The organism is Fictibacillus nanhaiensis (assembly GCF_042686385.1).
Taxonomy (GTDB): domain Bacteria; phylum Bacillota; class Bacilli; order Bacillales; family Fictibacillaceae; genus Fictibacillus; species Fictibacillus nanhaiensis.
In genome coordinates, this window is record NZ_JBHUPF010000006.1 from 2,345,671 (window position 1) to 2,364,039 (window position 18,369).

The window sequence follows — 18,369 nt, forward strand, 5'->3', positions numbered from 1 at the left end:
TTTTTTCTTAACACTGTTGTTGTTAAAGGTGGCCTGGAAATAAGAGGTTCCTATCGTTTTTTAAGCGCGTTCTAACTGATAATGTGAATCAGTGAGTCTGCGAGTGTACTGTGTCCGTGGGAGACAATAAAAATTGATACCCTACTGGGTATTTAGATCGTATTTATAAGGATTTATCCACATAAAAAAGGCTTCAATCCAAAAATTTTGGTTATTTATCCTCGAGTTTTTGACTCGAATCCAAAAATTATGTTCATTTATCCGCGAGTTTACAATCCTCGATAATTCTCGATGTTCAGATACCCCCTGCTAAATCAAAAAACCATCTAGCTCCCAAGTAAAGAGAGCTAAATGGCTTTAATAATAAATTACAGATTTACTCTGCACCTTCTTCTTCTGTTCCTGCAAACAGACCATATACAAACTGATCAGCATCAAACTCCTGCAGATCATCAATTTTCTCACCGAGTCCTACAAATTTCACTGGAATATCTAGTTCATGACGGATTGCTAAAACGATTCCGCCTTTTGCCGTTCCATCGAGCTTTGTTAGAACTAAACCTGTTACATCTGTTGATTGTCCGAATGTTTTTGCCTGATTCATAGCGTTCTGCCCTGTTGTAGCATCTACAACAAGAAGAACTTCATGTGGAGCACCTGGAATTTCACGTTCAATGACACGTTTCACTTTTGAAAGCTCGTTCATCAGATTCACTTTATTCTGAAGTCTTCCAGCTGTATCACAAAGTAATACATCCGCTTTGCGAGACTTAGCAGCTTGGATGCTGTCATAAATAACAGCTGCTGGGTCCGCTCCTTCATGATGCTTGATCACATCAACACCAGCACGTTCTCCCCATACCTCTAGCTGATCGATCGCGCCTGCACGGAAAGTATCTCCAGCAGCCAAGATTACTTTCTTTCCATCATTCTTTAACTGATGTGCGAGTTTTCCAATCGTTGTTGTTTTTCCTACACCGTTCACACCTACGAACAGAATAACCGTCATTCCATCGGTCTGTAGGTTCAGCTTATTATCGCTTTCTTCTTTTTGAAGCATTTCAGCTAACTTCTCAGTGATGGCGGATCGAAGCTCCATTGGATTTTGAATGTTCTTCGTACGAGCAACATCTTTTAGTTGATCAATAATATCAAGAACGGTATGGACCCCAACATCTGCTCCGATCAAGATCTCTTCTAGCTCTTCAAAGAATTCTTCATCTACTTTTCTAAATCGCTTTAGAAGGTCGTTCACTTTAAATGAAAAAGAGTTCCTCGTTTTTTCAAGTCCACTCTTAAACTTTTCTGATGATTCCTCTGATTGCTGTGTTGAGAATTTTTCTTTTAATCGTTTTAAAAAACTCACTATCCATTTCCTCCCTATGATGTTACAAGTTCTTTTGTTTCTTCAAGCCTCACAGAAACAAGCTTCGACACACCAGATTCCTGCATGGTCACCCCATAAAGGACATCTGCTTCTTCCATCGTCCCTTTACGATGTGTTACTACAATAAATTGAGTTTCTTTGCTGAATGCTCGTAAAAATTTTGCGAATCGGTTTACGTTCGCATCATCAAGTGCCGCTTCAACTTCATCTAGTATACAGAATGGAACAGGTCTAACCTTCAAGATTGCAAATAATAAAGCTATAGCAGTTAAAGCTCGTTCTCCACCAGATAATAGGCCAAGTTGTTGCAGCTTCTTGCCTGGTGGCTGCGCCATAATATCTACACCAGTTAAAAGCATATCATCAGGCTGCGTTAAAACGAGATCTGCTCGACCACCACCAAATAACTCTTTAAAAATAACACCGAAGTGTGAGCGAATGGCAGTAAACGTTTCTTCAAATCGATTCTTCATCTCTTCATCCATCTCAGAAATTACGCCATAAAGAGTATCCTTCGCTTCTGTTAAGTCGTTTCTTTGTTCAGTAAGAAAATCAAAGCGTTGGCTTACTCTGTCGTATTCTTCGATCGCTCCAATGTTTACAGCCCCGAGCTCTTCGATCGCCATTTTAATCAGCTTTACTTTTCGTTTTGCATCTTGAAGCGGTATCTCTAACCGATGCTTCAATCTCGCGCCTTCGTATGATAGTTCATATTCTTCTCTAAGGTGAGTAAGCCTTGATTCTAGTTCAACATCGAGGCGATTAATACTAACCTCTTCTGTTCGGAGGCCATCATGAAGTTGCTTATATTGTCTTTTAGCCTCTTTTAGACCGATCTCCATACTTTCAATAGAATGGAAAGAATCTGTTCTTTCTTTTCTTCGTTCTGCAATTAATTTCAATGCATTATTTTTTTCATGCCTTCTCTGTTGAATCTGTTCATCAAGAGAATCTTCACCAGAAGAGCTCGAGTTCATCTCTTCTTCAAGAAGCCAGTAATCTTCTTCTGTTTCTTTGCTCTTAGCTTCCACTTCATAAAAATCTTCTTGAATTCTTAAGCATTTTTCTCGCTGATTGGCGACCTGCTGTTCGAGTTCGGCAGACTTGATCTTCAATTGTGTTAGTGCTTCTCTAAGTTCTTCTTTTGAACTCTGATTGTTTTTCTTTTTCTCAGTAAGGTCAGCTATCGTTTTTTCAAGCTCTTTACCCGATTTCATAGCTAGATCGAGTTTTTTCTGTAGAGCTGTGAGACGTGTATCTGCGGCAGAACGCTCTGATTCATAAGAATTCTTTTCGCGATCATACAGCTGAAGCCTATCGTTTAAGCTCTTTTCTTCTATTTCAACTTCTCTTAAAGAAGATCTCAACTCTTGTTCTTGTTCTCTTAAGAGCTCTCCTTCTGTTTGAAGAGATTCGAGTCTTTCTTTCTTCTCTGTTAGTTTTGATCGTAATTCACTAACTTTTTCCTCTAGTTGAAGTGTTTGCTTCTCCATTGTTGCTACTTTGTCTGTAAGAGAATCAATCTCTCTTTGTCTACTCAATAGAGAATTACTTTTTTGTTTTAGACTTCCTCCAGACATCGATCCTCCTGGAGACACAACATCTCCTTCAAGAGTAACGATTCGGTAACGGTAGTTCACTTGCTTTGCAATCTTGTTTGCACCCGCTAAATCTTTAGCGACGATAATATTTCCTAAAAGATTGCCTACGATGTTTTGATACTTAGAATCAAACGTAACAAGGTTTGCAGCAACACCAACAAAAGCATCGATAGAGCTTGCTTGGTGAGCATCTGAACCAGAGATCTGACGTGGCTTGATCACATTCAAAGGTAAAAAGGTTGCTCTTCCAGCTCTCGTTTGTTTTAAAAATTGAATAGCTTTCATAGCGTTCTGTTCATGATCTACAACAATATGCTGCATAGAAGCACCTAATGCCGTCTCAATTGCTGTTTCCACCTCAGAAGGTACCGATAAAAGCTCCGCTACCGCTCCTTCAATTCCAGTGAGCTTTGTTTCCTTCGCTTTTAAAACCTCTTTAACGCCTTGCATGAAACCTGCGTATTCGTCTTGCATGGATTCTAGCATCTCTTTTTTAGATTTGAACTGTTGAATAAACTGATACGCTTGGTACAATTTATCTTGGAGAGTTCTCGTTTCTTGATCCTCGATCGAGATCTCAGATTTTAACCGCTGATATTCTTCTTGCTTTGTTTTTAATTGTGTTTCTGCTGCTTGATAGGCAGCTTCAGCATTCTTTCTTGTTTCTTTTAATGCTTCTCTTTGTTCCAAATATTTTGTGTTCTCTTCATCTAGCCGAGAGCTTTTAGAGCTCTGTTGCCGAGCTTGATCCTCGATATAACGCATCTCGTTCTTAATCGTGGTTTGTTCGTTCAAGCGTTCAAAATAATCACTTTTTAACTTTTCAAGTTCTGCTTCAACATCCATCTCAAGAACTGATAATCGAACTTCTTCGTCTTTCACTTGCTTTTTGATGCTTTTTAATTGCTTTTCTTTATCCTGCAACGCATCTTTTTCAACAGAAAGCTGATTTCCTAACTCTTCTTTTTTTGCCTTGAAGAGTTGAATTTGTTCTAATAAGGAAGTTTTATTTTGATCGTAATTCTTTTTACGCTCTTTTAAGACTTCTTTCTTACCTTCTAGTTTTTCCAAAGTTTCACTAGCTAGAAGAAGAGCACTTTGGAGTTCGTCGATCGATTCATCCATCGCTTGCATATCAAGCCTTGCTCTCTCGATCTTATTCTCACCTTGTTTCACTTTTACCGATAGGACCGTTTCTTGCTTCTGTAGTTCTGCAACGAGTTCTTTTTGTTTTTCCCATCGAGCATGCAAGTCTTCGATCTCTTGAACAAGAACAGCTGTTTCAACGATCTCGAGCTCTTCTTTTTTCTCAAGGTAATCTTTTGCGATAGAAGCTTGTATTTTTAAAGGCTCGACTTGTCCTTCTAATTCATGAAGAATGTCTTCAACACGATTCAGGTTCTCTTGCGTTTCAGTAAGCTTTATTTCTGCCTTTTGCTTACGAGTCTTATACTTTAATACACCGGCAGCTTCTTCAAAAATCTTTCTACGTTCATCAGATTTGCTGCTTAGTATCTCCTCAACCCGTCCCTGTCCGATGATAGAGAAAGCTTCTCTTCCGAGCCCTGAATCCATAAACAACTCTACAATATCTTTTAAACGACATTGTTGCTTATTGATCAAGTATTCGCTGTCTCCTGAACGATAAACTCTACGTGTGATTGATATTTCATTGTAATCCAGCGGTAGATGCTGATCTTCGTTATCTAAAGTAAGGGTAACCTCTGCCACATTTAATGGTTTTCGGTTATCACTACCTGCGAAGATGATATCTTCCATCTTAGAGCCTCTCAAAGATTTTGCTGACTGTTCACCTAACACCCAGCGGACGGCATCTGAGATATTACTTTTTCCGCTTCCGTTCGGGCCAACAACCGCTGTAACCCCTTGTACAAATTCAACCTGTATCCGCTCTGCAAATGATTTAAATCCTGCTACATCAATTCGTTTGAGGAACATCATTAAATCCCCCTTTACTTCTCACTTTTTCTTTCCCGTTTTTAAAATGTTCGGGCGCTCTATTTGAATTTCATATGTATTTTTTTCTTTAACCTTTATATTTTATCATAGATTCACACATACATAGTCACAAAGATTACAGTGTGCTAAAATGAAATGTGTTTGGACATAAAATATGTTTGCACGTAAAATCTCACATAAAGATATGTGGATAAAAAGGAGCCCACCATGGACTTGACGACTCAAAATCATGAGAACTTATCATTTATGATCGAAGGATTAAAAAAGAAACTTCAGCTTGTTAACAGCGGACTTATTCAACCCGAAGACTATGAACTCTCAAAGTACGATGACATTAAAGAGCTTTATGATATGGTCATGAAGATGCCATCATTCAGCATTCGAGACATGGAAGGCATCGTTGAAGAACTTGCATCACTTAAAACAAAGTAACAGAAACCCCCTCACACGGCTAATCGCCTGATGTTAAGGGGGTTTTTTGTTTAGCTCTTTTTAGAAACTCTCTCTATCGCTTCTTGTGCCGCATGTTGTTCAGCTTCTTTCTTGGATCTCCCATATCCAATTCCGAAACTCGCTTCATTCAATCTTACTTCTGACACAAACTCTCGATTGTGTGCCGGACCTTTTTCTTGAATGATTCGATAGTCGATATGACCTAATCCTTCACGCTGTACATATTCTTGTAACTGACTTTTAAAATCCATCACATGAGAAAAAGCACCTTCGTTTATTCGTGGTACCACATACTGATTTAGAAACTCTTTTACTTTTTCGAGTCCTTGATCGAGATATAGCGCTCCAATAAATGCTTCAAATACATCTGCTAAAAGGGCTGGTCTTGATCTTCCTCCAGTATTCTCTTCACCTTTTCCCAATAAAACAAACTCACCAAAATGAAGGTCGTTTGCAAAGAGAACTAACGACGGCTCGCATACGATAGCTGCTCTAAGTTTCGTAAGCTCACCTTCACTCATATTTGCAAACTTGCTGTATAAATATTGAGATATGGTCAATTCAAGAACGGCATCACCTAGAAATTCAAGTCTTTCATTATCCTCAAACGTTCTTCCTCGATGCTCATTCACATATGATGAATGCGTAAATGCTTGAGCTAACAATTTTTCATTTTCAAACTTAATGTTTAAACGCTCTTGTATCGGGGCTACTTTTTGAATGCGCACCTTGTCATCCATGCCCTTTTTGGAAGCTGATTTAAACCGATTTTTCACCGTTTTCTTATGAGTTGAATGTTGTTTTGAACCTTTCATAAACTTCCTCCAAAAATCTCGTAAAAGGGCTATTTTGCTATTGATATTTTTCCGTTAAAAAGGGAAGAAAGCCCCGCTGTTTTGCACGGGACTTTATCCGTCTTACACTTATTGTTTGCTGTTTATGTAATTTACAACGTCACCAACAGTTGCAATTTTCTCAGCATCTTCGTCAGAAATTTCTAGTTCGAACTCATCTTCAAGTTCCATTACTAGTTCAACTACATCAAGAGAGTCAGCACCAAGATCTTCTTTAAAGGAAGCTTCAGGCTTAACCTCAGATGCATCAACACCTAAACGGTCCACAACAATCTTTGAAACTCTATCTAAAACATCTGCCATTTTGTGTGTCACCTCCTTTCAATAGTATATTCTTTTTCCCATTAAAAAACTAGAGGGATTTGTAGTCATTGAAGGTTCTTTTCTTACATCACCATTCCGCCGTCTACATGGAGGGTTTGGCCTGTGATATAAGAACTTGCATCACTTGCTAAGAATGCTGCCGCTGATGCGATATCATCAGGCTGTCCAAAACGAGCAAGCGGAATGCTTCTAAGCATTTCCGATTTGATGGCCTCTTCTAGTTTACCAGTCATATCTGTCTCGATAAAACCTGGTGCGATGGCATTAACCGTGATTCCTCTTGAAGAGAGTTCTTTAGCAGCTGTTTTCGTTAAGCCGATCACACCAGCTTTTGCCGCTACATAATTTGCTTGTCCTGCGTTTCCAGATACACCAACAATAGAGGCAATATTAATAATACGGCCTTTTCTTTGTTTCATCATCTGTCTTGTTACAGCTTTTGTAGTTAGGAAGACTCCTTTAAGATTCGTGTTGATCACCGCATCCCAGTCTTCTTCTTTCATTCTCATCAAAAGGTTATCTCTCGTGATTCCTGCGTTATTAACGAGAACGTCGAGACTTCCAAACTCATCAACAACTGTTTTGACCATGTTTGTAACATCTTCTGATGAAGAGATATCCGCTTTAATCGCAAAAGCAGTTCCACCGTTTTCTTTTATCTCATTTACAACTTCATTCGCCTTCGCTTCGCTTCCAGAATAATTTACCGCTACTTTAGCGCCATTTTTAGCAAAATACAAAGCAATCGCTCGTCCGATTCCTCGAGAGGCACCTGTTACTAAAACTGATTTTTCATTAAGCATCCACAGACTCTCCTTTTAGTTTCTCAACTGCCATGTTAATCGTCTCTAAATCGTTTACAGCTATTACGTTCGCTCTTCGGTTCACCTTTTTAACTAACCCCGATAGAACTTTTCCTGGTCCGATCTCAACAAACGTATCAACACCTAGGTCCATTAACTCACGAACCGTTTCTTCCCATCGAACAGGCGAATAAAGTTGTTCGATTAACTTTTCTTTAATCTTATCACGATCGGTTATAGCTTTCGCCGTTACGTTAGCAATAACAGGTGTTTTCGCTTCGTTTATCTCAATTTGATCTAATATTTCGTTGAATTTGTCTGCAGCAGGTTTCATAAGGGAAGAATGAAACGGTCCGCTTACCTGAAGTGGAATCACTTTGGCTCCTTCTTCTTTGGCGAGGACACTAGCTTTCTCAACCCCACCAACGGTTCCAGAAATAACGATCTGCCCTGGACAATTAAGATTAGCGATCTGAACGCTCTCTTCACCGTTAGTGACTTCCTTCGTAATTGTTTCTAATCGTTCTTGATCGAACCCAATCACAGCTGCCATCGTCCCAACACCTGCAGGAACAGCTTCTTCCATGAGCAATCCTCTATTTCTAACCGCATAAACCGCGTCTTCAAAAGAAAGACTGCCAGCTGCAACAAGTGCAGAGTATTCGCCAAGGCTATGACCTGCTACATAATCAGCTTGAATCCCGCGCTGTTTCAACAGTTCAAGAACAGCAGTTGAGACCGTTAATAACGCCGGCTGTGTATTTTCTGTTCGTTTGAGCAAGTCTTCCGGTCCTTCAAAGATAATATTTGAAAGTTTCATAGCAAGTTTTTCATCCGCTTTATCAAAAATAGCTTTTGCTGATGCTTCCTGTGCTACTAGCTCTTTACCCATTCCTACTATTTGAGAGCCTTGTCCTGGAAAAAGAAAAGCGATTTTCCCCATTTCTTACTCCTCCTTGTTATCTTGGGATTGTACATGATTTTGAATCGTAGGTACTACGTTTTTCTCTATCATACTTCTCGTTTGTCTGATTGCGTTCAACATCGCATTCGCGTTTGAGGAACCATGCGCTTTGATTACAGGTGCAGCTAATCCGAACAAACCAGCTCCTCCGTACTCTGTATAATCCAATTTATCTTTAATGCCTCTTAATTTAGGTTTTAAGATACCAGCTGCAAGTTTAGAAGTTAAACTTGATGTTAGCTGCTCTTTAATCATCGAAAACATGCCCATGGCAGTACCTTCAATCGATTTAAGTACTAAATTTCCAGCAAATCCATCACACACCACTACGTCGGCCGCTCCCATTAAAAGATCTCTCGCTTCCACATTACCAACAAAATTGATATCTGCTTCTTGTAAGAGAGGAAAAGCAGCTTTTGTTAGAGCGTTTCCTTTTTCACTTTCTGTTCCAACGTTTAGCAAGCCTACGCGCGGTTTTTCAACACCACGCACTTCTTTCCAATACACAGAACCCATCAATGCATATTGTAAGAGGTGCTCTGGCTTCGCATCCATATTGGCGCCTACATCTAAGAACAAGAAACCGTCACCGTTTAAAGTCGGAAGTGTCGGAGCAAGTGCAGGTCGATCAATGCCTTTTATCCGCCCGACATAAAACAATCCACTTGCCATCAAAGCTCCAGTGTTACCAGCAGAGATATACGCATCCGCTTTACCTGATTTTACTTCATTTGCTGCTACTACCATTGAAGCATTTTTTTTCCGACGAACCGCTCGAACCGGTTCCTCTGATGTTTTGATCACTTCATCGGTGTGGATGATCGTAAACGCGTGCTTTTCAGGTAGATGTTTTACGATTTGATCTTGATCTCCGACTAATGTTATCGAAAGCTCTGGATATTGTTCTTTCGCTAGAATTGCACCTTTTACGATTTCTTCTGGTGCGTTGTCGCCACCCATTGCATCTATTGCGATATTCATGCTGATTTAACTTCCTTCCTTTGTATCTTGTGCAGATCTATACATGGTAAATTCACCTTTAAAGACAGGCTCATTCTCTACATAACTGTTAACTTCTACAATAGTTCGCTCTTGAGTGGTCTCTTTTACTTTGGCTTTAGCAACCACTCTCTCTCCTACTCGAACAGGGCGAGAAAACCGAATGTTCGCTTTTGCGGTTAATGCCAACTCATCATTTATTATCGCTACAGCCAGGGAGTTCGCTTGAGCAAAAACGTGATGGCCTCTTGCGATTTTATTTCGAGAAAATACATGCTCTTCTTTTATATCTAATATAGAAATAGCGGATTCATCTAACTGCAAGTCAATGATTTCTCCGATGACCTCTTCAAGCGGAAGTGCTTTTACATCATCCAGCTTTGTTTCAGCAACAGACTTTATTCTTTCTCTAAGCTCTGGAATAGAAAGTTCCAAACGGTCAAGTCTGATCGTCTGAACGCTGACACTGAACTTCTCTGCCAATTCTTCATCTGTTATAAAAGGGGTTAATTTTATCGTTTCCCTTAACAGCTCTTGTCTCTCTTTTTTTGATTTTTTCATAGTTTCTTCCTTCTTCCATACAAAGGTCTCATATATGAGAAAGATAGTGAGTAAAGATGCAGTGCGTAGAAAAGCAGGTAACGCCATTACAGCGTACCTGCTATTTATCTTTCTGCTATTAAGAGCTGGTACTAATAGTAGTATATAGTATCAACACTCTTCTTTCAAGATTAATCTAGTCTTTCTTTGTCGAGTACACCTTGCCTTGTTAATACTTCTCGAATGGAACGATAGGTCTCATCTTTCCAAAATGCTTCTGATTGAACAAGTCTAGCTGCATCATTTCTAGCCGTTTCTAAAATTCGATAATCATGCACGAGGTCCGCTACTTTAAAGTTCGGAACACCGCTTTGCTTATTTCCGAAAAAATCACCTGGGCCACGTAACTCAAGATCTTTTTCAGAAAGCTCAAAGCCATTCGTTGTCTCTGTCATAATCCTCATTCGCTCTTGACCTTCCTCAGACTTAGGATCTGCGATGAGTACACAATAGGACTGTTCGCTTCCACGACCAACTCGTCCTCTTAACTGATGGAGTTGCGAAAGGCCGAATCTTTCTGCATCATAGATGACCATGATGGTAGCGTTCGGAACATTTACGCCTACCTCTACAACCGTCGTAGAGACGAGAATTTGACAAACATTCTCTGCAAACTTTCTCATCACTTCATCTTTTTCAGTCGAATGCAATCTGCCATGCATTAGACCTACTTCATATGTTTGGAAGTAAGCACTAAGCTGAGCATGTACGTCAATCGCATTCTGAACATCTATTTTTTCTGATTCTTCGATTAAGGGACAGATCACATAAGCCTGTCTTCCTGATTCAATTTCTTTTTTTATAAAATCAAGAACACGATTTAGCATACCGTGTTTCGCCCAATGCGTGATGATCGGCTTTCTTCCTGCTGGCATCACATCAATCGTTGAAACATCCATATCACCGAAAGCTGATATCGCAAGGGTTCGAGGGATAGGCGTTGCCGTCATAAAGAGAACATCCGGGCTCTCACCTTTTTCCCTTAGCACTCTTCTTTGATTAACACCAAACCGATGCTGTTCGTCTGTAATCACTAGGCCAAGATGATGAAAGTTCACTTCTTCTTGGATAAGGGCGTGTGTACCTATCATGATTTGAATCTCACCTTGCTGTAAAAGGTTCAACGTTTCTCTTCGTATTTTCCCTTTAACCGAGGAAGTTAAAAGAGCTACTGTGATTCCAAACGGAGCAAACAGCTCTTTTAACGATTGGAAATGCTGTTCAGCGAGAATTTCTGTCGGTACCATCAGCGCACCTTGTCTGTTTGCCGTAACAGTTGCAAATAACGCTACAGCTGCTACTACCGTTTTACCAGAGCCAACATCACCTTGAAGCAGCCTGTTCATCCGGCTTGTATCGGAGAGATCTCTTAATATCTCGTCTACTACTCTCCGTTGAGCTTCCGTTAGCTGAAACGGTAAAGAACGAATGAACGTTTCTACTTGGTCCCGATCAAAATTTAAAGCTGTTCCTTTAGATTGTTGTCTGTTCCATTTTCTAAAAATCTGCATCTTTAATTGAAAATACAACAACTCTTCATACGCAAGCCTTCTTCTTCCCGCTTTTAACGCTTTAAAATCTTCAGGAAAGTGCATCATTCTAAGAGCTGATTCTCGATCTGGAAGTCGATAAGTTTCACGTATCTCTTGTGGAAGTGGATCCTCGATCCCTCCAGAAAACTGGCGAAATGCCGAATCGATAATCTTACGCATCGTTTTGCCATATAAAGAACCTTTGACCGAATAGACCGGTTCAATCTTATGATCATCACTGAATGTGCCAAAATGAACATCACTGACGGTTAATGTCATCTTGTTTCGGTCCCATTTACCTGTTACTGTAAGCGTCTGCCCTAATGCAATCTGATTCTTTAAGAAAGGTCGGTTGAAAATTGTAGCTGTGATCAAATATTTACCGATCAACATCCTAAATGTTAAGCGTGATTTTTTCTTCGGAAAATAACGCAGAGAAGGCTCAGAATGAACCTTCCCTTCAATCGTTGCTTTTTCATCATGTGCAATCTCCGCAAGGTCTTTCTTTTGGTAATCTTCATACCGATAAGGGAGATATTCTAAAAGATCTTCTACAGAATGGATACCCATGCTAGCCAGCTCTTCAGCCTTCTTCTCTCCAATACCGTTTACCGTTGTTATGGATTGATTCAGCATCGTTATTTCTCGTTCAGCGGGATGCCGAATATTTTTGCTTCAAGCTCTCTTCCTGTCGGTGTAGCCGCTAAGCCTCCAAGGGCTGTTTCACGGAGAGCAGATGGCATCGATAGACCAATCTTGTACATAGCATCGATTACTTCGTCACACGGAATACGGCTAACGATTCCAGCCAGTGCCATATCTGCCGCAACGATTGCATTGCTAGCACCCATCGCGTTTCGTTTCACACAAGGAACTTCTACTAATCCAGCGACAGGATCACAAACAAGTCCTAGCATGTTCTTTAAAGCGATCGCCATCGCTTCGGCTGATTGTGAAGGAGACCCTCCTGCAAGTTCGACGATGGCGGCGGCTGCCATCCCTGTAGCAGAACCTACCTCAGCTTGGCATCCACCTGCAGCACCAGAAATAGAAGCGTTGTTGGCCACTACAAAACCAAACGCACCTGCAGCAAACAAATACTCCACCATCTGTTCTCGGGTAGGATTTAGTTTTTCCTTTAACGCAAACAGCGTACCAGGAACGACCCCAGCAGAACCAGCAGTAGGCGTAGCACAGATCGTACCCATTGCCGCGTTCACTTCATTCGTTGCCATCGCTTTACTTACGGCATCAAGCATCAGTTCGCCTGATAGAGACTTACCAGATTTAATATAGGTCTGTAGAAGTTTTCCATCCCCGCCCGTTAGACCTGAATGAGATCTCACATCTTCAGTAATTCCTCGCAAGACTGCTTCTTCCATCACTCTTAAATTTCGATCCATAAATCCAAGAACTTCTTCTCTGGAACGACCTGTAACATCCATTTCTTGCTGTATCATAATCTCTGAGATCTTACAATTTTTCGACTCAGCTAATTCTATTAATTCAGCTACATTACGAAACATACTTCTCACCTCTTAATCGTGTATCTTTACTACTTGTTGAACAATCGGGAGAGAATTTAGTTCGTTTATGATGATTTCGTCTGCATTCTGATCGATCTCAATAACCATCAATGCTTCTTTCCCTTTTTCTTTTCTTGATACTTCCATATGACCAATGTTGATCTCATGCTTAGCTAATATGTTTGCCACTCCTGCTATCGCTCCATATTTATCATTATGAACGATCAAAAGAGCTGGGTGATTTCCAGATAATCTTAACTCAAATCCGTTCAGTTCAGTAATCTCGATTTTCCCACCACCGATCGAAATTCCAACCACTTCGATTCTGTCTGTTTCATCTCCAATAATCACTCGAGCTGTGTTAGGGTGGTCGGTTATAGCATCCTCAGCAGTCATCTTAACCTCGATCCCCTCTTGTTTAGCGATTGTAAGCGCATCCACAATTCGAGTATCAAACGTGTCGTAATCTAAGATTCCACCGACAATCGCAACATCCGTCCCGTGACCACGATAGGTTTTAGCAAAAGAGCCATAGAATGAGATGGTTGCGTATTTAGGTTTCCTGCCGAAAAGACTTCTCGCTACTCGTCCGATACGTGCAGCACCAGCTGTATGTGAACTAGAGGGTCCAATCATAATGGGACCGATAATATCAAATACACTTTTATATTTCATGACGTTCTCCTTCAAGTTGCGTTTTTTCCCATAAAAATAAGTATTCCCTCTTAACTTTATCACACTTTAAGTTTAAGAGAGAATACTTTTCATTTTTTACTCTACAGATAAGATGAATGAATAGATCGGTTGCTTACCATTATGAATTTCAGCTTCCGCATCGGGATACTTTTCTTCAATAAATTCAGCAAGCTCTTGTGCTTCTTCTTCAGAGCTATCTTCACCGTAGATGATCGTAACGATCTCTGAATCTTCATCAAGCATGTTGGAGAGAAGTTCTTTCGTAACTTCTTGTTTGTCTGTCTTAGAAGTTAGAATCTTCCCTTCAGATATTCCCATAAAATCACCTTTTGCAATTTCAACACCATCAATCGATGTATCACGAACTGCATAAGTAACTTGGCCTGACTTAACAGAAGTAATCGCTTCGTTCATCTTCTTTTCATTCTCTGACATATCAGCTGAAGGATTGAAAGCTAATATAGAAGCGATACCTTGTGGCACTGTTTTTGTGCGGATGATTACAACCTCTTCATCAACAACACTTGCAGCTTGTTCAGATGCCATGATGATATTACTGTTGTTCGGAAGGATGAACACTTTCTCAGCGTTAACTTCAGCAATCGCTTTTACGATATCTTCAGTACTTGGGTTCATCGTTTGTCCACCTTGGATCACTGATGCTCCCATTGATGAAAACATCTCTTCGATTCCTTCACCCATCGCAACTGTAACGATGCCATATTCTTTCTTTTTCTCTGCTGTAGATTGTGAGTATGAAGGAATCACTTCGTTCTCACTCTCTAAAATCGCTGAGTGCTGCTCACGCATGTTTTCAATCTTGATGTTGATCAAGCTACCATAACGATGTGCAAGTGTTAGCATGTTACCCGGTTGTTCCGTATGGATGTGAACCTTCACGACGTCTTCATCAGCAACAACTAATAAGGAATCACCATGTTGACTTAACTCATTACGGAAATTGATCTCATCGAATGGATTGTTTTTGATCTTTTTGTCTTCGAACCTTACCATGAACTCTGTACAATACCCGAAATGGATATCTTCCGTCTTCATGTGCATCTGTGCTTTATGATGCTCAGCGTTAACAAGTTCACCCATCGATGGAGCGTTAACAGATACTTTTGGCAGCTCTTTGCCTTCTAGTACAGCTAAAAACCCTTCGTAAACAGTGACTAACCCTTGTCCACCCGAATCAACAACACCTACTTCTTTCAGCACTGGAAGTAGATCTGGCGTGCGGTTTAAGGAAGCTTTCGATTCTTTAACAAGCTCTTTCATAATGTATAGGATGTCGTCTGATTTTTTAGCTTCTTTAACTGCTTTTCTTGCAGCATCTTTAGCTACAGTTAAAATCGTACCTTCTACTGGTTTCATAACAGCTTTATATGCCGTTTCTACACCTTTATCAAATGCATTGGCAAATTCAGCAGCGTTGATCGTCTCTTTTCCTTCGATTGATTTAGAGAATCCTCTAAACAATTGTGAAAGGATAACACCAGAGTTTCCGCGTGCTCCCATAAGTAAACCCTTTGCAAAAGCACTGGCAACAGCGCCAATTTGATTAGAAGTATTTTTTTCTACTTCTTTTGCACCAGAAGTAATCGTTAGATTCATGTTCGTTCCTGTATCACCATCTGGTACAGGGAAAACATTAAGTGCGTCGACCATTGCTGCGTTTCTTGTTAAGTTTGAAGCACCCTCGAGTACCATTTTTGAAAACTTTTTTCCATCTAATACTTTTAAAGACACAAAACTTCCTCCTAACTAAGGGGTTGTCACCCTGACACCCTGAACGTAGATATTGACTGAGTCAACCGCCAAACCAAGCATTTGATCCAGGGTATATTTCACTTTGTTCTGAACGTTATGAGCCACTTCAGAAATCTTTGTTCCATAACTAACGATGATGTACATATCAATATGTACTTCATCTTCTTCTTGTCGAACAACGATCCCTCGGGAGAAATTTTCACGTCCTAAAAGCTCAGTTATTCCATCCTTTAATTGCTTCCTTGATGCCATGCCAACAATTCCGTAACAATCAATTGCGGCTCCACCGGCGATAGTTGCAATTACTTCATTAGAAATATCAATTTGACCATAGGTTGTTTTCATTTCAATGGACATGCTTACATCCCCCTTTAATTTGTTAAATGGCTAACAAATATTTTACTATATATCAGCGTATTTTGAAAGGACTACTACATTTCACACTATGTAAATAGTATTGTCAAGGAAATTTACTTGAAAACCTTTTACGAATATGTTGCATTGCTTCTGAAGTCATGCTAATATTATTTAGTATTTAACATACGATTGAATTGATGCAAAGCTTTTTTGCTGTAAAGGAGGTTCACCTACATGGCTCGTAAATGTTTTATTACTGGAAAAGGACCTAAAACTGGTAACAAGCGTTCTCACGCAATGAACAAATCAAAGAAAAGCTGGGGAGCTAACGTCCAAAAGGTTCGTATTCTTGTGGACGGAAAGCCTAAACGCGTATACGTATCTGCTCGTGCCCTTAAATCTGGCAAAGTTGAACGTGTATAAATAAAAACAGCAGCAGCCGCTGCTGTTTTTTTCTTTGTCCAAAAAGCGCTTTGATAACTAATAATAGATTCAAGTGGACAGTATTTATTCCAAACTGGACAGTAAAAAGCTGAAAGCGGACAGTATTTTCTTTAAACTGGACAGTAAATCATCCAATCTAAAAATTATTTACTCTTAAAAGACTCTTTCTAAATGATTTTTGCTTTTTTGGTATTTTCTTTTTCTCATCTTAGGCAAGTTGATTGGAGCGTAAGGTTGCCTGCCTGCAACATGAGGTGCTTCTCGCAAGGCATGCGACGAGGAATTCACTTCGTTAGCATAAACTTGTAGACGCAGGAGCAGAGAGACAACCTTGAAGCGGTCAGGTAGAAACTCCTAATGGCGCAAAGCGGCAGTCCGAAAAGTGCAAGTGACTCGTTCAGCCTCGACAAGCAAAAGGTAAATGGGCGAGGACGGCGCACTTTGCTCATCACAGACCGTTTAACTTTTGACCTCGAGGGGCTAGTCACTGCAACTAGACAGGAGGCTCACCGTTCGCCCCATGGAAAGCGAGCAACCTGGAGCGGAAATCAACCACTTACATAGAACCACTACAAAACAAACAAAAAAAGCGCACAAGCGCTTTTTTTGTTTGTTATCCTTTTTTGAAAGAACCTAAGACGGCACGTACGAAGCCTCCCAAGAATTTAGGAAGTTTAATGGTATAAAATTTCATCTTACCCCTCCTCCAGGCCCATAAAAAATGATAAGAGCTAAACATAAATACTTTATTCCCCTTTTTATAAAAAGGTGCATTGGGGGCCTGTATTCCGTGATTTTTTAATCACGGCTCTTTACCATCAATATTATGCCGGAGTCAAAAGAATAAGTACCACTTTTATTTACAAGCTCATTGGAAACACATAATGATGATCCAGCCTGAAGCTTAGCTTGTTCTAACGGATATTTAAATCCCACTAAAGTTATGCCTGTCACTTCTTCACTTTGAGCCAGAAATGAGATGTATGAATATCTATGATCCTGCTCAATATCATAACATCCCGGTAAATGGAGAGAGATTTCATTCCTGTTATCAATAATTTTAACGTCTGTACGTACTCTCAGAGATCGATATAATAATTGGATGTTCATCAATTCATGATCTAACCTTCCACCAGTCGCACCGAATATGAGTATTTGTTCTGGGTTCTGTTTCAACGCCCACTCTAGTGCGAGCTCCATGTCTGTAGCATCTTTTTCTGATCGATATTGATTCACTATTATGGATGAGTCTAGAATACTTTTTCTCTCATCATCAGAAATAGAATCAAAATCGCCAAATGCATGCTGTGGGAAGATGTCATTTTTCAACAGAAAGAGCGTTCCTCTGTCGACTCCGATCCAAATGTGATCCCTTTTGAGATCGTAGTGCTTTAGATCAGGAATCAGATATTCAGGACCACCTGCGACGATGCTTATCTTCATGCTGCTTGGTGATGACCATTACGTGCGGCATGTAGTAGTTTCGGTGCTGTATTCGTTAATAGAATAACAACTAGCGCCGTAATCGCAAAAATAACAACCATGAATGATCCGTTGTATAAGAACGAATAAATCCATACGTTCATCTCTTCTGCTAAATCGCTAAAAAAGATAACCCCTGAAAAAACGTGAGAGATGGTTCTTAACAAGCACCCTACGAAGATTCCTGTAACCATCAAGAACGTTCTCTTGCTTGCACTTTGAGAGATAGATGGTGCGAATGCCCCCGCAACACCTGCTAAAGCAAACGCTAAAGGATAGTCTAGAATCATCTGAGCGGGGTGGATCACATAAGGATTCACAAGTAGCTGTAAGAGCCCAACAGCCAATCCTGTAAGGACTCCTGCTTTCAGTCCTCTTCTAAACGCCATTAAAAAGATCGGAACCATCTCTAACGAAACAGAACCACCTTGTGGCCAAGGACCTGCAAACTTAATCAAACCTAAGATCAACGATAATGCAGACATAATAGCGATTTCTGTTAGCAATGAAATGTTGTTTGTTTTCATTCAAAATACCCCCTATATTCTTCCTTTGACAGAAAACAAAAAAAGCAACCGGCATGTGAGCTCGGTT

Annotated in this window: 18 protein-coding genes; 2 read left to right on the forward strand and 16 right to left on the reverse strand. The window is 40.2% G+C overall.

Features of this window, described 5'->3' with window-relative positions; translation table 11 throughout:
* Positions 1 to 376: 376 nt before the first annotated feature.
* Both ftsY and smc read right to left on the reverse strand, forming a co-directional pair.
* Entirely contained in the window at positions 377 to 1,366 is a 990-nt protein-coding gene (gene ftsY, locus ACFS5O_RS15625) for a signal recognition particle-docking protein FtsY (RefSeq protein ID WP_197220771.1), read from the reverse strand.
* A 14-nt stretch (positions 1,367 to 1,380) separates the two neighbouring features.
* Entirely contained in the window at positions 1,381 to 4,947 is a 3,567-nt protein-coding gene (smc, locus tag ACFS5O_RS15630; protein WP_205726085.1) for a chromosome segregation protein SMC, read from the reverse strand.
* Between the two features lie 228 nt (positions 4,948 to 5,175).
* Between smc and ACFS5O_RS15635 the strand changes: the two genes are divergently transcribed.
* Positions 5,176 to 5,400 carry a DUF1128 domain-containing protein gene (locus tag ACFS5O_RS15635; protein WP_205726084.1) on the forward strand — a complete coding sequence of 75 codons (225 nt, stop codon included), beginning with the start codon at positions 5,176 to 5,178 and terminating at the stop codon, positions 5,398 to 5,400.
* A gap of 50 nt (positions 5,401 to 5,450) precedes the next feature.
* On the opposite strand, the gene rnc is transcribed toward ACFS5O_RS15635, so the two are convergent.
* The 11 genes from rnc to ACFS5O_RS15690 all read right to left on the reverse strand — a co-directional run bounded on the left by rnc (position 5,451) and on the right by ACFS5O_RS15690 (position 15,849).
* Positions 5,451 to 6,161 (reverse strand): ribonuclease III, encoded by a 711-nt coding sequence (rnc, locus tag ACFS5O_RS15640; RefSeq protein WP_066399950.1) that lies wholly within the window; start codon positions 6,159 to 6,161, stop codon positions 5,451 to 5,453.
* A 183-nt stretch (positions 6,162 to 6,344) separates the two neighbouring features.
* The gene (acpP, locus tag ACFS5O_RS15645; RefSeq protein ID WP_066240701.1) at positions 6,345 to 6,578 is read right to left on the reverse strand and encodes an acyl carrier protein; all 234 of its coding nucleotides are present in this window, start codon (positions 6,576 to 6,578) and stop codon (positions 6,345 to 6,347) included.
* An 83-nt stretch (positions 6,579 to 6,661) separates the two neighbouring features.
* Positions 6,662 to 7,402, reverse strand: a complete 741-nt coding sequence (fabG, locus tag ACFS5O_RS15650) for a 3-oxoacyl-[acyl-carrier-protein] reductase (RefSeq protein WP_205726082.1) — start codon at positions 7,400 to 7,402, stop codon at positions 6,662 to 6,664.
* Positions 7,395 to 8,345, reverse strand: coding sequence for an ACP S-malonyltransferase (fabD, locus tag ACFS5O_RS15655; protein ID WP_205726081.1), 951 nt, complete (start codon positions 8,343 to 8,345; stop codon positions 7,395 to 7,397). Before fabD ends, fabG begins: the two co-directional genes overlap by 8 nt.
* Before the next feature lie 3 nt (positions 8,346 to 8,348).
* On the reverse strand, positions 8,349 to 9,347 hold the full coding sequence (plsX, locus tag ACFS5O_RS15660; protein ID WP_205726080.1) for a phosphate acyltransferase PlsX: 999 nt from the start codon (positions 9,345 to 9,347) through the stop codon (positions 8,349 to 8,351).
* Positions 9,348 to 9,353: 6 nt separating this feature from the next.
* Positions 9,354 to 9,926, reverse strand: a complete 573-nt coding sequence (fapR, locus tag ACFS5O_RS15665) for a transcription factor FapR (protein ID WP_153238561.1) — start codon at positions 9,924 to 9,926, stop codon at positions 9,354 to 9,356.
* A gap of 170 nt (positions 9,927 to 10,096) precedes the next feature.
* Entirely contained in the window at positions 10,097 to 12,133 is a 2,037-nt protein-coding gene (recG, locus tag ACFS5O_RS15670) for an ATP-dependent DNA helicase RecG (RefSeq protein ID WP_205726079.1), read from the reverse strand.
* Positions 12,134 to 12,135: 2 nt separating this feature from the next.
* The gene (sdaAA, locus tag ACFS5O_RS15675; RefSeq protein WP_205726078.1) at positions 12,136 to 13,023 is read right to left on the reverse strand and encodes an L-serine ammonia-lyase, iron-sulfur-dependent, subunit alpha; all 888 of its coding nucleotides are present in this window, start codon (positions 13,021 to 13,023) and stop codon (positions 12,136 to 12,138) included.
* A 12-nt stretch (positions 13,024 to 13,035) separates the two neighbouring features.
* Complete coding sequence (sdaAB, locus tag ACFS5O_RS15680; protein ID WP_144700837.1) at positions 13,036 to 13,698, reverse strand: L-serine ammonia-lyase, iron-sulfur-dependent subunit beta; 663 nt, start codon at positions 13,696 to 13,698, stop codon at positions 13,036 to 13,038.
* A 96-nt stretch (positions 13,699 to 13,794) separates the two neighbouring features.
* A complete protein-coding gene (locus ACFS5O_RS15685; RefSeq protein WP_205726077.1) occupies positions 13,795 to 15,471 on the reverse strand; it encodes a DAK2 domain-containing protein in 1,677 nt (558 codons plus the stop codon).
* A gap of 15 nt (positions 15,472 to 15,486) precedes the next feature.
* Positions 15,487 to 15,849: an Asp23/Gls24 family envelope stress response protein gene (locus ACFS5O_RS15690; RefSeq protein ID WP_066240675.1), complete on the reverse strand. Its 363-nt coding sequence runs from the start codon at positions 15,847 to 15,849 to the stop codon at positions 15,487 to 15,489.
* A gap of 234 nt (positions 15,850 to 16,083) precedes the next feature.
* On the opposite strand from ACFS5O_RS15690, the gene rpmB reads away from it, so the two are divergent.
* On the forward strand, positions 16,084 to 16,272 hold the full coding sequence (gene rpmB / locus ACFS5O_RS15695; RefSeq protein WP_066240673.1) for a 50S ribosomal protein L28: 189 nt from the start codon (positions 16,084 to 16,086) through the stop codon (positions 16,270 to 16,272).
* A gap of 634 nt (positions 16,273 to 16,906) precedes the next feature.
* Here the strand turns inward: rpmB and spoVM are convergent.
* From spoVM to thiT, 3 genes are all read right to left on the reverse strand, one after another.
* The gene (spoVM, locus tag ACFS5O_RS15700; protein WP_007202502.1) at positions 16,907 to 16,987 is read right to left on the reverse strand and encodes a stage V sporulation protein SpoVM; all 81 of its coding nucleotides are present in this window, start codon (positions 16,985 to 16,987) and stop codon (positions 16,907 to 16,909) included.
* Between the two features lie 104 nt (positions 16,988 to 17,091).
* Entirely contained in the window at positions 17,092 to 17,736 is a 645-nt protein-coding gene (locus ACFS5O_RS15705) for a thiamine diphosphokinase (RefSeq protein WP_205726076.1), read from the reverse strand.
* A complete protein-coding gene (gene thiT / locus ACFS5O_RS15710) occupies positions 17,733 to 18,302 on the reverse strand; it encodes an energy-coupled thiamine transporter ThiT (protein WP_205726075.1) in 570 nt (189 codons plus the stop codon). Before thiT ends, ACFS5O_RS15705 begins: the two co-directional genes overlap by 4 nt.
* Between the last annotated feature and the right edge of the window lie 67 nt (positions 18,303 to 18,369).

Excerpts from the sequence above, each read along its gene's own strand:
- plsX (WP_205726080.1), bottom strand. The coding sequence starts at position 9,347 with ATGAATATCGCAATAGATGCAATGGGTGGCGACAACGCACCAGAAGAA.
- recG (WP_205726079.1), bottom strand. The coding sequence starts at position 12,133 with ATGCTGAATCAATCCATAACAACGGTAAACGGTATTGGAGAGAAGAAG.
- thiT (WP_205726075.1), bottom strand. The coding sequence starts at position 18,302 with ATGAAAACAAACAACATTTCATTGCTAACAGAAATCGCTATTATGTCT.
- rpmB (WP_066240673.1), top strand. The coding sequence starts at position 16,084 with ATGGCTCGTAAATGTTTTATTACTGGAAAAGGACCTAAAACTGGTAAC.
- fabG (WP_205726082.1), bottom strand. The coding sequence starts at position 7,402 with ATGCTTAATGAAAAATCAGTTTTAGTAACAGGTGCCTCTCGAGGAATC.
- sdaAB (WP_144700837.1), bottom strand. The coding sequence starts at position 13,698 with ATGAAATATAAAAGTGTATTTGATATTATCGGTCCCATTATGATTGGA.
- spoVM (WP_007202502.1), bottom strand. The coding sequence starts at position 16,987 with ATGAAATTTTATACCATTAAACTTCCTAAATTCTTGGGAGGCTTCGTA.
- fapR (WP_153238561.1), bottom strand. The coding sequence starts at position 9,926 with ATGAAAAAATCAAAAAAAGAGAGACAAGAGCTGTTAAGGGAAACGATA.
- acpP (WP_066240701.1), bottom strand. The coding sequence starts at position 6,578 with ATGGCAGATGTTTTAGATAGAGTTTCAAAGATTGTTGTGGACCGTTTA.
- sdaAA (WP_205726078.1), bottom strand. The coding sequence starts at position 13,023 with ATGTTTCGTAATGTAGCTGAATTAATAGAATTAGCTGAGTCGAAAAAT.
- fabD (WP_205726081.1), bottom strand. The coding sequence starts at position 8,345 with ATGGGGAAAATCGCTTTTCTTTTTCCAGGACAAGGCTCTCAAATAGTA.
- ACFS5O_RS15690 (WP_066240675.1), bottom strand. The coding sequence starts at position 15,849 with ATGTCCATTGAAATGAAAACAACCTATGGTCAAATTGATATTTCTAAT.
- ACFS5O_RS15705 (WP_205726076.1), bottom strand. The coding sequence starts at position 17,736 with ATGAAGATAAGCATCGTCGCAGGTGGTCCTGAATATCTGATTCCTGAT.
- smc (WP_205726085.1), bottom strand. The coding sequence starts at position 4,947 with ATGTTCCTCAAACGAATTGATGTAGCAGGATTTAAATCATTTGCAGAG.
- ACFS5O_RS15635 (WP_205726084.1), top strand. The coding sequence starts at position 5,176 with ATGGACTTGACGACTCAAAATCATGAGAACTTATCATTTATGATCGAA.
- rnc (WP_066399950.1), bottom strand. The coding sequence starts at position 6,161 with ATGGATGACAAGGTGCGCATTCAAAAAGTAGCCCCGATACAAGAGCGT.